The sequence below is a fragment of the Streptomyces sp. NPDC001093 genome, assembly GCF_040298985.1.
In the GTDB taxonomy this organism is placed as follows: Bacteria; Actinomycetota; Actinomycetes; order Streptomycetales; family Streptomycetaceae; genus Streptomyces.
This window is the reverse complement of the sequence record NZ_JBEPBF010000001.1, coordinates 233,221-245,977: the sequence shown is the minus strand read 5'-3', so window position 1 is coordinate 245,977 and position 12,757 is coordinate 233,221. Positions and strand designations below refer to the sequence as shown.

Annotated in this window: 10 protein-coding genes and 1 tRNA gene; 6 read left to right on the top strand and 5 right to left on the bottom strand. The window is 72.6% G+C overall.

The genetic code is table 11. The features are described 5' to 3' along the window. Nucleotides 1-119 precede the first annotated feature (119 nt). Complete coding sequence (locus tag ABT288_RS01185) at nt 120-845, top strand: DUF5324 family protein (RefSeq protein WP_351601130.1); 726 nt, start codon at nt 120-122, stop codon at nt 843-845. Nucleotides 846-1,319: 474 nt separating this feature from the next. Here ABT288_RS01185 and ABT288_RS01180 read toward each other — a convergent pair. After that, nucleotides 1,320-1,392: transfer RNA gene (locus tag ABT288_RS01180), tRNA-Ala, on the bottom strand. Nucleotides 1,393-1,577: 185 nt separating this feature from the next. On the opposite strand from ABT288_RS01180, the gene ABT288_RS01175 reads away from it, so the two are divergent. Together ABT288_RS01175 and ABT288_RS01170 are read left to right on the top strand one after the other, a co-directional pair. Then, nucleotides 1,578-2,126: a helix-turn-helix domain-containing protein gene (locus ABT288_RS01175; protein ID WP_351217327.1), complete on the top strand. Its 549-nt coding sequence runs from the start codon at nt 1,578-1,580 to the stop codon at nt 2,124-2,126. 276 nt (nt 2,127-2,402) lie between these two features. Further along, the gene (locus tag ABT288_RS01170; RefSeq protein WP_351601127.1) at nt 2,403-3,863 is read left to right on the top strand and encodes a serine/threonine-protein kinase; all 1,461 of its coding nucleotides are present in this window, start codon (nt 2,403-2,405) and stop codon (nt 3,861-3,863) included. Here ABT288_RS01170 and ABT288_RS01165 read toward each other — a convergent pair. Then, nucleotides 3,827-5,242, bottom strand: a complete 1,416-nt coding sequence (locus tag ABT288_RS01165; RefSeq protein ID WP_351601124.1) for a hypothetical protein — start codon at nt 5,240-5,242, stop codon at nt 3,827-3,829. The two genes, ABT288_RS01170 and ABT288_RS01165, sit on opposite strands and share 37 nt — an antisense overlap. A gap of 232 nt (nt 5,243-5,474) precedes the next feature. Further along, a complete protein-coding gene (locus ABT288_RS01160; RefSeq protein ID WP_003999697.1) occupies nt 5,475-5,603 on the bottom strand; it encodes a DLW-39 family protein in 129 nt (42 codons plus the stop codon). A 348-nt stretch (nt 5,604-5,951) separates the two neighbouring features. Between ABT288_RS01160 and ABT288_RS01155 the strand changes: the two genes are divergently transcribed. Then, on the top strand, nt 5,952-6,299 hold the full coding sequence (locus tag ABT288_RS01155; protein WP_351601121.1) for a DUF6344 domain-containing protein: 348 nt from the start codon (nt 5,952-5,954) through the stop codon (nt 6,297-6,299). A 195-nt stretch (nt 6,300-6,494) separates the two neighbouring features. Here the strand turns inward: ABT288_RS01155 and ABT288_RS01150 are convergent, their stop codons facing one another. Then, nucleotides 6,495-6,683 carry a ferredoxin gene (locus ABT288_RS01150; protein ID WP_351601118.1) on the bottom strand — a complete coding sequence of 63 codons (189 nt, stop codon included), beginning with the start codon at nt 6,681-6,683 and terminating at the stop codon, nt 6,495-6,497. Between the two features lie 140 nt (nt 6,684-6,823). Beyond that, nucleotides 6,824-7,306, bottom strand: coding sequence for a hypothetical protein (locus ABT288_RS01145; protein ID WP_351601115.1), 483 nt, complete (start codon nt 7,304-7,306; stop codon nt 6,824-6,826). Nucleotides 7,307-7,509: 203 nt separating this feature from the next. On the opposite strand from ABT288_RS01145, the gene ABT288_RS01140 reads away from it, so the two are divergent. Continuing rightward, nucleotides 7,510-8,058, top strand: coding sequence for a hypothetical protein (locus ABT288_RS01140; protein ID WP_351601112.1), 549 nt, complete (start codon nt 7,510-7,512; stop codon nt 8,056-8,058). Between the two features lie 499 nt (nt 8,059-8,557). Further along, the gene (locus ABT288_RS01135) at nt 8,558-12,634 is read left to right on the top strand and encodes an nSTAND1 domain-containing NTPase (protein ID WP_351601109.1); all 4,077 of its coding nucleotides are present in this window, start codon (nt 8,558-8,560) and stop codon (nt 12,632-12,634) included. The last annotated feature ends 123 nt before the right edge of the window (nt 12,635-12,757 follow it).

Here is a 12,757-nt window from a genome sequence, read left to right as displayed (position 1 = left end):
CGAAGGAAGCAATAGGCACCCATATGCCCGCCCTCGCATGCCGTGCAGACCGTTGGCAGGCATGATCCGTAAAAGGGTGGAAAGTCGAAATACCGTACGCCACCGAGGAGGAGGAACCCGTGACCCGCATCGACAGCGTGCGCTCCGCGACCGGCTCGGCGAAGGACAGCGTGCTGCACGCCGCGGAAGTGGTGGCGCCCTACGCCGACACGGCCAAGGAGCGTGCCGCGCTCTACGCGCAGGAGGCACGCGTACGGCTGGCGCCCGTGGTGTCGCAGGCCGCCGAGCAGGCCCGCGTGCAGTACGACGCCCGGCTCGCCCCGCGTCTGGAGCAGGCTCGTGCACATGTGCCGCCCAGGGTGGACCTGGCGGCGCAGGAGGCCGCCGTCCGCGCCCGTAAGGCTGCCCGGCAGGCTGCCGAGTACTCGCGTCAGGCCGCCGAGTACTCGCGTCCGAGGATTGAGCAGGCCGTGGCCGCGACCGCTCCGGTCCGCGAGGAGGCCGCCGCGCGTGGCGCGGCCGCCCTGGCCGCACTGCGTGGTCAGGTCTCGGCGGAGGAGATCCAGAAACTGGCCCGCAGGAACGAGCGCCGGTGCAGGGCCGGCCGCACCCTGAAGGCGCTGGCGCTGCTGACCGTGCTGGCCGGTGGTGCCTTCGCGGCCTGGAAGTGGTGGGACAAGCAGGCCAACCCCGACTGGCTGGTCGAACCGCCGGCCGCGACGGAGGTGCCGGAGTCGGGCGGCCGGATCAGCTCGGTGGACGGCAGCGGCGCCTCGGCTCTGGACCCCGAGGTCCAGGCGAAGCAGGCCGAGGAGGACGCCGCGGACGAGGACGACGAGCAGTAGTCCGGCCGGAGGACAGCAGCCAGACACGAGCACCTGCCGTCGGACGTCAAACGGGCCGTGGGTCAGCCGGGTTGAACGCTCGCTGACCCACGGCCCGTTTCACGTGAAACCACCCGACCCGCCCGTCGGGGAGGCCCAACAGCACAGAGAACAACCGGACTTCGTCCTCTTCGTCCTCTTCGTCCTCTTCGTCCTCGGTGTCCCCGGTGACCTGACAGGAGGCGCCGGAGTCGCTCCTCACCTCGCCGACAGCCGGGCCGTCCACGAGCGTCCGGGGAAGGCCCACTCCACACCGGTCCGGCCGGTGTCCGGCCGAGCCGGTGTCCCACGCGATCGCCGACCCGAGCCCTCACTCGTCGAGCAGCGGCCCTGCTCTCCCTGTCACCGCCCCACCACTGTGGGTACGAGCAGCGGCCTGCGCATGAAGAATGCCTCCCGACCTTGCGTTCTTGCAGGTCGGGAGGCATTTCGGGGTGGAGCCTAGGGGAGTCGAACCCCTGACATCCGCCATGCAAAGACGGCGCTCTACCAACTGAGCTAAGGCCCCGGGAAGCAGCGGCCCGGCCGGAGGAACCACGTTCCGGTGGGCGCCGCAGACCAGAGTACCGGGTCACCCCCGGTATCCCGCAAAAAGATTGGGGGTCCCCGCGAATGACCACGCTCCGTAAGATGCTCGACGTGGTTCGCTACAGCGAACCGCGCGGTTTTTAGGGGAAGCGATGGGGAGACGCAATGGACGCCGCACAGCAGGAAGCCACCGCCAGAGCGCGGGAGCTGCAGCGGAACTGGTACGGGGAGCCGTTGGGGGCGCTCTTCCGTAAGCTCATCGACGATCTCGGGCTCAACCAGGCCCGTCTCGCGGCGGTCCTGGGGCTGTCCGCTCCGATGCTCTCGCAGCTGATGAGCGGGCAGCGCGCGAAGATCGGCAATCCTGCCGTCGTCCAGCGGGTGCAGCTGCTGCAGGAGCTGGCGGCGCAGGTCGCGGACGGCAGTGTGAGCGCCGCCGAGGCGACCGAGCGCATGGACGAGATCAAGAAGTCTCAGGGGGGCTCCGTGCTCAACAACACCACCCAGACCACGAGCGGTTCGGGGGCGCCGACGGTCAAGCGGGTGGTCCGCGAGATCCAGTCGCTGCTGCGCTCGGTGGCCGCCGCGGGCGACATCATCGACGCCGCGGACAGCCTCGCGCCGAGCCATCCCGAGCTGGCGGAGTTCCTCCGCGTCTACGGCGCCGGCCGTACCTCCGACGCCGTCGCGCACTACCAGTCCCACCAGAACTAGGTTCCACGGCCGGGTCCGGTCCACGGAGGGGGTCCGTGGGCCGGGCCATGGCCGGGCCCGAGTCCGGTGAGGGGGGCGCCTGGGCGCGGGATGTCGGTGCCGGTCCATGGGGATGGACCGGTCCTCGAACGTGGTGCGGGGTCGTATCGCTCATCACGGGGAGACCAGGAGGCATCACGGGGAGACCGGGAGGGAACCGGAGGGAAGCGGGGGGAACCGGGGAAACAAGGGGCAGGGGGATCCGCGCGGGTCCCGGGGGAGGAGCGATGAACCGCCATGGGTGAGGTGTTCGCCGGCCGGTACGAGCTGGCCGACCCGATCGGACGCGGGGGCGTGGGCGCCGTGTGGCGTGCCTGGGACCACCGCCGACGGCGCTATGTGGCCGCCAAGGTGCTCCAGCAGCGTGACGCCCACTCGCTGCTGCGTTTCGTGCGGGAGCAGGCCCTGCGGATCGACCACCCCCATGTCCTCGCCCCGGCCAGCTGGGCCGCCGACGACGACAAGGTGCTCTTCACCATGGACCTGGTCACCGGCGGTTCCCTGGTCCACCTCGTCGGCGACTACGGCCCGCTGCCGCCGGCGTTCGTGTGCACCCTGCTCGACCAGCTCCTGTCCGGTCTCGCCGCCGTGCACGCCGAGGGCGTCATCCACCGGGACATCAAGCCCGCCAACATCCTTCTCGAGGCGACCGGGACCGGCCGGCCGCGGCTGCGGCTGTCCGACTTCGGCATCGCGATGCGGCTGGGTGAGCCCCGTCTGACGGAGACCAACCTCGTGGTGGGCACGCCCGGTTACCTCGCCCCCGAGCAGATGCTCGGCGCCGAACCCGACTTTCCCGCCGACCTGTTCGCCGTGGGCCTGGTCGCCCTCTATCTGCTCGAGGGCGCCAAGCCTGACGTCAAGGCGCTCGTGCAGTACTTCGTGGAGAACGGGACGCCCGGCCCGCCCAAGGGCATCCCGGAACCGCTCTGGCAGGTCGTGGCCGGCCTGCTCCAGCCCGACCCGGCCGCGCGTTTCCGTACCGCCACGGGTGCGCGCAAGGCACTCGCCTCCGCGGCGGAACTCCTGCCGGAGCCCGAACCCGACGACGAGCTGATCGAGATCTTCGACCAACTCGGCTCGCTTCCGCCCGGGTTCGGCCCCGACGGCCCCCTCAAGAGGGCCTCCGGAGTCGCCGCGGAACTGGCCGGGGACGCGGATACGAGCCCGGCCACGGGCGCCGTCGCCGATGTGGGTGACAGTGGCGGTACGGATTCGGGGACCGACGCGGGCACCGGCTCACTCTCGGACACCGGCAGTTTCCGTCTGCCGCCGCCCCTGGATCCCCCGGCCTCCGTCCAGGAACCCCCGGCCTCCGACATCCAACAGCTCCAGCCTCCCTCCCACCCTTCTCACACCCCTCAACTCCCCCTCCACGAGCCGTACATCGGCCCCCAGGTCCACAGCCCCCATGCTCACCAGGCTCCCGGAGCTGCGCACGCCCCCTGGAGCACCGCGCCGTCCCCCGGCGCGCCGGCGGGCCATCGCGTCGATGCCTCCACTGCTGCGTACACCGCTCAGAACGCGCAGGTGCCGTCACCGGCCCAGCCGATCGCAGACGTGCCCGTCCACGGGCGGAGAGGGCGCCGGGCCAGGCGGAACCGGCGGCCCGGGCCGCCGGCCAAGGTCGCGATCCCGATGGTGTTGCTGGCGCTGGCCTGCTACGCCGTGGGTTTCTGGGCGTTGACCCGCGTCTGAGCCCGCGAAGTCCGCTGAGCCCGCCGCGCCGTCGCCGTCCACCCGGCGAGCACGAGCAGCAGCGCCGTACCCAGGCCGATTCCGCCGGTCGCGACCAGCCTCATCACGGGGGCGTCCCCGCCCCCGGTGCTCCCGGTGAGCGCCGCCTCCCGGTCCTGCTCCGTGACCGTGAACACCTCCCCCGGCACGGGCCGCCCGGCGTACTCCGGCCCGGCGTGCGCCCGCCCGGCCAGCCGCACCCGCAGGGTCACCCCGAAGGGCCCCCGCCCGAACGTGCCGGTCATCTGCTCGCTGAGGTGCAGCACCAGGTAGTAGTCGCCGGCGAAGCGGACGGAGGTCACCCCGGCGGGGACGGAGTAGCGGTTGGCGTACTCCACCGGCGGGAGCGGAGCGAGTACGGCGGGCCTCTGCGTGCCGGTGTAGCCGAGGGCGGCGTCCTCGACGTAGCCGCGGACGGGGTTGTAGAGGGAGAGGTCCAGGGCGCCGCCGACATAGCCGTGCCCGGTGGCGCTGCCCAGTTCGGCGGAGGCGTGGAGCTGTCGGCCCCAGTCCACCGGCACCTTGTAGAACCGGGTCTCGCCGGGCACGAGGGACGTCCGCCAGACCCCCTGGCCCAGCGGGCTCGCGGAGGCGAATCCGGCGCCGCCGGAGCGGTCCCGGGGTTCTGCGGCGAGCGGCTCGGGCGTGGCGGAGTCCCAGGCCTGCGGCGCCGTGGTGGCCCCGGTCCGCGCCGTACGCGGTTCCGTGACGGGCGCGATCTCCAGGTCCCAGCGCTGGGTGGGGGTGGCCGTACCGGGGCCCTGGGCGTCGACGCGTCGGACGACCACGTAGTACGTCCCCCTGCCCTGGCACACCGCCTTGCCGGCCTCCCGCTGCCCCAGGGCGGTGACCGGACGCGGGCTGAGCCCGGCGCCGAAGCGGGCGTTGGCGAAGGAACAGGGCGTGCCGGTGGCGTCCTGGACCGACACGCTGATGCCGTCGGTGGCGGAGACGGTGGCGTCGGCCGGGGGTACGGCGGTGACGGGGACGTAGGCCGTGTCGGTTGCCCCGAGCTGGAGCCGGTAGTAGAGCGTGCCGTTCCTCGGCACGGAGCTGCGGTAGCTGCCGCCCGGGTCCAGCTGTGGTGCCGACGCGGTGCCCGTCGCGCCCACGACGGTGCGGGCGCCGGGCGCGAAGGCGTACGACTCCGGCGGCCCGCTCCCGGCGGCGGTCGCGCTCCCGTACGCCGGTGCCGTGCCGCCCGGCAGGACCAGCAGCGCGCACAGCCCCGGCAGCAGGGCCGTCCGCAGGGCGCCGGAGATCACCCGGCGGCCGTACCGCCGCCACCACGCCGTAGGCCGCCCCCGCTCCCGCACGTGCCGCCCTCCCCAGTCGTACACGTGCCGCCCTCCTCGAGTCGTACCGGACCGCGCTCCATCCTGCCCCGTACGCCCCTGCGCCATCCGGGCAACGCGGACGGCCGTCCGAAACGCCCGGCAACGCCCGTTGGCGCGTGTCCGGCAGCTACAGCACCCCGCGCGCCCCCGCAACACAACAGGCGGGGGCGCGGGCAGCACAAAGCCCCGACCGCGAAGGGCGGTCGGGGCCTGATTCAGATTCTGGTATCGGCACTCACGAACCCGTGGGCACGGAGTCAGTCGCCTCCGTCCACAGGTCCTGCTCGGCGCGATCCGCCTGGATCTGGCGGTACACGAGGAGCCCGCCGATGGCGGCCAGTGCGACCAGGAGCAGCTTCTTCACCGCGCGACCTCGTCTTTCCTTGACGTAGGGGACCTCTGGCGCCCGACTATACACACCGACCGATATCGATCGGTGACCTGCGCCGGGCCCCAACTCCCGCCTCCGGCAGCGCAATGAGCCAGGTCCGGCGCCATTCCGATCGGAGGGTGATCGCACCTCCACGGACGGTTACTTTGCTCCCCCTTCGCTCACTCTCACCAGGTTTTGAGGTTTTCCCACCCTCTTACGGCCATCCGAGTGGTGTTCATCGGAACATCGACGCGCCACGGGCGTCGGTCCACCACTTCGCGGCCCACATACACATCATGAGCAAAGTACGCAAATCGCCCAACCCGAAAGTGAGGGGCCATGACCCAGAACAAGGTCATGAAGCTGTGGACCGCTATCGTCACCGCCTTTCTCGCGCTGTGCACGGCGCTCGGACTCGTCACCACCACGACCGCCACGACCGCGGCGGCCGCACCCCGGCCCGAGAACCCCAGCACCGGCACCGCGCACAGGACCATCCCGACGATCCCGGCACCACGCCACTGGACCTGGTCCCATGCCGGCGCCCTGCCCCCCACGATGAAGCAGCGCATCCGGGCCGAGGCCCACGGAAAGTCCCCCAGCTGCCGGCACCGTCCCCTCACCGACACCCAGGCGGAGACCACGACCACCCCCGAAGGGCCCTCGGCCGCTCAGCTCGACTGCTGACCTCCCGCCCACGCAGTACCGCAACGTCTCGACCGCACGGCGACTTGCGTACGCACCAGTCGACACGAAAAGACCCCCGGCCGGGTTCAGCCGGGGGTCTCGCGCTGTCCGCGCACTTGCCGGCACTTCCTGCCGGAGGACCTGCGCGTGAGCTTCGCCAGGCCCCCGGGTTCCCTGGGTCCCTGCTCCCTGTCCCTACTCCCTGAGCCCGATCGCCTGCGAGGGGCACTTCTCGGCTGCTTCCTGGACCTGCGGGTCGTCGGCGGCCCCCTCCCGGCCGGGCCGTACGACGCCGTAGCCGTCCTCGAACGCGAACACGCCCGGCGCCCGGTGCGCGCACTCGGCGGAGCCGTAGCACAGAGAGCGGTCGACGGAGACCTTCATGCGTCCTCCAGCCCTGGACGGTGGCTTCCTGAACGTCACTGCCCGGCGAACCGCTCACTGAACCAGCCCTGTTCTCGCCATCGCTCGCCGGGTTGGACCCCCACCCGCCACGCCCGCGCGCCGAACCGGGCCCGTTCTCGCTACCGCTCCCCGCCCGCGACCGAGAGCCAGTGGGCCACCCGGCGGACCGTGGGTTCGTCGAGCAGGTCGGCCAGCGTCCGCACCGCCTCGCCGTCCTCGGGGCTCAGGTCGTACAGGCCCGCCTTGCCCAGACCGGCCATGAGCACCTGGTGCCGGCGGTTCGTCATGCGTTCCGCGAGCTTGGCCGGCTCACCGGCGCCGGGCGCGGGGCCCGCGCCCGAGGTCGCCGGAGCGGGAGCGGACGCCTTGCCGACCGGGGCATCGAAGAGGTGCCAGGCACCGTCCTTGGGCCCCCACAGGGCAACCGTCACCTCCTCGCCGCGCGCCCGCACGGTCTGGGTCATGTCTCCTACCGCGTACAGCACAGGAGCCCGGTCGGGGGACTCGGCGCCCACCGTCCAGGAGTCCTGGGAGGGCTGGTGGAACATCGCGACCCAGCGCGGAGCACCGGGCGGTCGCGGACACGGAGGACGCTTGTGCATGACACTCACCCCTTCGGGAACGGGACGCTCACCTTCGGGAACAGCCGCCGACGGGCACGGTATCTGACAGACCATCAGATATCCAGGGGTGCCCGTGGCGGCCGGATCGCAGCCGCTCCACTGGCCTCTTCACGGCCGACGTGGCACCCTGCCCGCGCCCCAGGACCAGAGTGCGGTGTCGTCCCGGACGAGGGAGGCCGAGGATGAGCGAACGGGAAGAAGCGGCGACCGGAGCAATCACGGAGGAGGCCGGGGCGCCTCGCATGCCCCACAGGGCCCGTGCGCACAGTGCCTACGACCGTGCGGTGGCCGCGTGCCGGTACGCCGGTGTCGGCCAGGACGCGGCGGAGGTCGTCCCACGGGACCCCGTCGGCCGGGCCGCCAACGCGCTGCGGCTGTCGGCCGAGTCACTCGCCGCGCTCACCGCGTCGGCCCCCGACCCCGCCGCGGACGCCCGCTGCGCCCGGAACGCCGCTGCCACCGCGGCGCTGGCCGCCCAGGTGGCCGCGGCACGGGGCAACTGCAGCGCGGCTGCAGCCCCGGACTCCCGCGCATCCGGCACGACTTCCATGGCCTCCGCCGCGGCCCTGCGGGCGGCGCTGGCGGCATCCCAGGCCGCCGCTCTCGCGGCCGGGGGCGGCGCACTGGGGCAGGACGCGACCCTCAACGCCTCCGCCGAGGAGGCGGAACGCCACGCTGTGGCCATGGCCCGCGCGGCCGGATGGCTCGAGGTGAGCACAACGGCCGACTGAAGCGGACCGGGACGTGCCACCCCTGTCCGACATCACCCGGTGTTTCGCCTGAGCGATGTTTCACGTGAAACGTCACCCTGCCCGCCCCGCACACACCACCCCCTGCCCGTCCGGTACCGGTCCCTCCCCTCGTGGGGACCGGTACCGGACGGTGCAGAGGCGTCGACCGGTGCCGCGTCGGCTCGGCAGCGGTCGAAAAATGGAGCCGGTTCTCAAGGCTCACGGGCTCACGGGCTCGCGACCGTCTCGTCGTCGCTCCCTGCCTTCGATCGAAGTTGGCCGAGATCCTTCGGCACCGAGGCCTGTCTGTCCGAGCGCGAGGCCGTGGCCTGTTCGGACGGTGTGTGACGAGGTCGCTACCGGGTCCGGATCCTGCCATCTGTTGCCCACGGCGAGGAGACCGCCGCCTCCGGACCGGTCCTTATCCGCAGGTCAGGCGTATAGGGTGGGTTTTCCGGTCCGGACGTCCAGATACGGGGGGAAGTAAAGGGGTGGGACCTTGAGTTCCGACTCAGGGACACGCACAGCTTTCGCCGAGCGCCTCGCGCTGCTGTACAAGGAGGCTGGAAACCCTCCCCTCAAGAGCGTCGCCGAGGCGGTCGTACGACTACAGCGGGTCGACGAACGCGGGCGGCCCGTGCGGGTGTCCGCGCAGCGGATCAGCGACTGGCGCCGGGCCAAGAACGTGCCGGCCCAGTTCACCGCCCTCGCGGCGGTGCTGCACATCCTGATCCCCGAGGCACGGCGGCTGCAGCCCTCACCGGTGTCCACAGGCCTGTACGACCTCGCACACTGGCAGCGGCTGTGGGAGCGCGCGCTGGCCGACCCGGTGGGCGACCGGCCCGCGCCGCCCGCCGAGGAGAACCGGACGCCTCCCGCCCAGTCCCCGCCCGTCACCGGAGGCGTCTGCCCCTACCGAGGGCTCGCCCCCTACCGGCAGGAGGACGCCCGGTGGTTCTTCGGCCGGGAACGGAGCACGAGCGCGCTCATCACCCAACTCCGCGCGGCCGAGCGGACGGGCGGTCTGGTGATGCTGGTGGGCGCCTCGGGAGCGGGGAAGTCCTCCCTGCTGAACGCCGGTCTGGTCCCCGCCGTACGCGGCGGAGCGCTGCACGACGGACGCGGCACCGGCATACCGCACACAAGCGCCACACCCCAGGCCCCGCAGGAATCCACCGGCGACTGCGTCCTGCACCTCGTCCCCGGTGCCGACCCCCTCGGTGAGCTGGTGCGCCGTATCCCCGATCTCGGCCCTGTCGCCGCCGACGCGCGCCGGGCCGAACAGGAGGCCACGCGGAATCCGGCGGTTCCCGGCTCCGACTCCCCACGGGTGGCACAGGCGGCCCGCGAGGCCGTGTCCGAGTGGGCCCGCCGCGAGGCCTCCGCCGAGTGCCGCCCGGTCGTCGTGGTGGACCAGTTCGAGGAAGCCTTCACCCTCTGCGCCGACGAGACGGACCGGCGTACGTTCATCCAGCTCCTGCACGCCGCCTGCACTGCGCCCGCCGGCTCGGGCGAGCGCGCCCCGGTGCTCGTCGTCCTCGGCATCCGCGCCGACTTCTACGAGCAGTGCCTCGGCTACCCGGAACTGGCCGACGCCCTCCAGCACCGGCACATGGTCCTCGGCCCGCTGACCAGTACCGAGCTGCGCGAGGCGGTGACCGGTCCGGCCAAGGCGGTGGGGCTGGAGCTGGAACCCGGACTCGCCGAGCTGATCGTCCGCGAGGTCAGCGCCGACGGCCCGCGCGGGGCCCACGACGCGGGCGTGCTCCCGCTGCTCTCGCACGCCCTGCTCGCCACCTGGCAGCGCCGCAAGGCCGGGCGGCTGACGCTGGCCGGCTATCGCGCGGCGGGCGGCATCCAGGGGGCGGTCGCGGCGACGGCCGAGCGCGCCTGGTCGGGGCTGGACCCCGCGGCCCGTACGGCAGCCCGGCTGCTCCTGCTGCGGCTGGTCCGGCTGGGCGAGGACACCCAGGCCACGCGGCGGCGGGGCACCCGGCGGCAACTGGCGGAGGAGTCGGCGGACCCCGGCAAGACGGAGGAGTCCCTCGAGGCCCTCGTACGGGCCCGGCTGGTGACGCTGGACGCGGACACCGTGGAGATCACCCACGAGGCGCTGCTGCACGCCTGGCCCCGGCTGCGGCACTGGATCGACGACGACCGCAACGACCATCTGCTGCGCCAGCGGCTGGAGGAGGACGGCCGGGCCTGGGAGGACTCGGGCCGGGACAGCTCGCTGCTGTACCGCGGCTCCCGACTGGAGCAGGCCCGCGGCTGGGCCAGATCGGCCGGGGACACCTTTCTGACCCGCAGCGCGGTGGAGTTCCTGGCCGCCTCGGTGCGGCTGCGCCGGCGCTCGGTGTGGCTGAGCCGGGCCGCGGTGGCCACGCTGGTCGTGCTGGCCCTGGTGGCCGGCGGCTCGGCGGTGATCGCCCGGCAGCAGCGGGACGACGCCGTCTTCGAGCAGGTCCTCGCCGAGGCCGACCGGGTCCAGAGCACCGATCCGTCCCTGTCCGCCCAGCTCGACCTGGTCGCGCACCGGCTGCGCCCGGACGACGAGGGGACGTACAGCAGGCTGATCTCGATCGTGAACGCGCCGCTGGCCACCTCCCTGTCCGGCCACACCGGCGCCGTCTACCTGACCTCCTTCAGCCCCGATGGCAGGACCCTGGCCACCGCCAGCTACGACCGGACGGTCCGGCTGTGGAACGTGGCCGACCCGAACCGCCCGAAGCAGCTGGGCGAGCCGCTCACCGGCCACACCAGCTGGGTGAGCAGCGCGGTGTTCAGCCCGGACGGCCGCACCCTGGCCAGCGCCGGCGACGACGGCACGATCCGGCTGTGGAACGTCACCGACCCCGCCCGCCCGGTGTCCCTGGGCGCTCCCCTGACCGGGCACAAGGGCACGATCTACCTGATCGCCTTCAGCCCGGACGGACGGACGCTGGCGTCCGCCGGCGAGGACCACACCGTACGGCTGTGGAACGTCGCCGACCCGCACCACCCGCGGCAGATCGGCCCCCTGCGCGGCCACACGGCCGCCGTGCGCAGCGTGGCGTTCAGCCCCGACGGGCGCACCCTCGCGGCCGGCGGTGACGACGACACGATCATGTTGTGGAACGTGACCGACCCGCACCACGCGCAGCGCTACGACACCGTGCTCAAGGGCCACACCGACCTCGTGCACTCGGTGGCGTTCAGCCCCGACGGGCACACCCTCGCCTCCGGCAGCGCGGACGACACGATCCGGCTGTGGAACGTCACCGACCCCGCCCGCCCCTCCGCGCTCGGCTCGCCGCTGACCGGGCACACCGGCCCGATCTGGTCGGTGGCCTTCAGCCCGGACGGCGGCCGGCTCGCCGCCGCGAGCGCGGACAGCACGGCCAGCCTGTGGAACGTGGCCGACCCGACGTCCCCGTCCCAGGTCGGGGGGTCGCTCGCGGGCAGCAGCGGAGAGATGTACGCCCTGGGATTCAGCCCCGACGGGCGGACCCTCGCCACCGGCAGCGGGGACAGCAAGGTGCGCCTGTGGTCGCTGCCCACCTCGGACATCACCGGCCGCACCGGGGGGTTCCGGCCGGACGGACGGGTGCTCGCCACGGCGGCGCGGGACGGCAGGCTCCGGCTGTGGAACGTGGCGCGGCCCGGGCGACCCGTGCCGCTGAGCGAACCATTCATGCAGGCGGACGGCGGCCATCGTGCGCCCCTGCTGTTCTCTCCCGACGGCCGCACCCTCGCCGTCCTCACCAACAACCATCTGGTGTACCTGTGGAACGTCGGCGATCCGTCCCACCCGGTCACCGGCGAGGCCATCCACCTGCGGACACGCTTCGCGGGGCTCGCGCTCGCCTTCAGCCCGGACGGCCGCACCCTGGCCACCGCCTATGACGACGACACCATCCGGCTGTGGAACGTCACCGACCTCGCGCACCCCGTGGCGCTCGGCAGGCCGCTCACCGGCCACCGGGGCTACCTCAACGCGCTCGCCTTCAGCCCCGACGGGCACACCCTGGCCAGCGGCAGCGCGGACAGCACCGTCCGGCTCTGGGACGTCAGCGACCCGGCCCACACGACCGCGCTCGCCCGGCTCACGCAGCACTCCGGGCCGATCAACACGCTCGCCTTCAGCCCGGACGGGCACGTTCTGGCCAGTGGCAGCGACGACGACACGGTCCGGCTGTGGAACGTCACCGCCCCCGCCTCGGCGACCGCGCTGGGCGCGCCGCTCATCGGCCACACCGAGGCGGTCAAGTCACTGACGTTCAGCCCGGACGGGCATGTTCTGGCCAGTGGCGGCAACGACAACACGATCCGGCTGTGGAACGTCACCGACCCCGCCTCGGCGACCCCCATCGGCCAGTCGATGAGCCCCAACGCCAAGTCGGGCACGTTCCTGTCCTTCAGCACCAGGAGCGACGTCCTGGGGGTCTCCAGCGGCACCGACACGGTCCGCCTGTGGAGCCTGGACGCCGACGCGGCGATCAAGCACATCTGCTCGGTCACCCGGGGCGTACTGAGCGCACAGCAGTGGCACGAGTACCTGCCCCGCCTCTCCTACGACCCTCCGTGCGGTCATTGATCGGCCAACCTGACTTATTTCCGATCGACTTGCCCCCACGAGGCGCCTGGGCTTGTTACCCTTGGCCACAGCCCGATCGCTGGTGCATCCCCCGTCGCCAGCGGTCGGGCCTTTTCTGTTCCG

Excerpts from the sequence above, each read along its gene's own strand:
- ABT288_RS01155 (WP_351601121.1), top strand. The coding sequence starts at position 5,952 with ATGACCCAGAACAAGGTCATGAAGCTGTGGACCGCTATCGTCACCGCC.
- ABT288_RS01150 (WP_351601118.1), bottom strand. The coding sequence starts at position 6,683 with ATGAAGGTCTCCGTCGACCGCTCTCTGTGCTACGGCTCCGCCGAGTGC.
- ABT288_RS01145 (WP_351601115.1), bottom strand. The coding sequence starts at position 7,306 with ATGCACAAGCGTCCTCCGTGTCCGCGACCGCCCGGTGCTCCGCGCTGG.
- ABT288_RS01140 (WP_351601112.1), top strand. The coding sequence starts at position 7,510 with ATGAGCGAACGGGAAGAAGCGGCGACCGGAGCAATCACGGAGGAGGCC.
- ABT288_RS01175 (WP_351217327.1), top strand. The coding sequence starts at position 1,578 with ATGGACGCCGCACAGCAGGAAGCCACCGCCAGAGCGCGGGAGCTGCAG.
- ABT288_RS01170 (WP_351601127.1), top strand. The coding sequence starts at position 2,403 with ATGGGTGAGGTGTTCGCCGGCCGGTACGAGCTGGCCGACCCGATCGGA.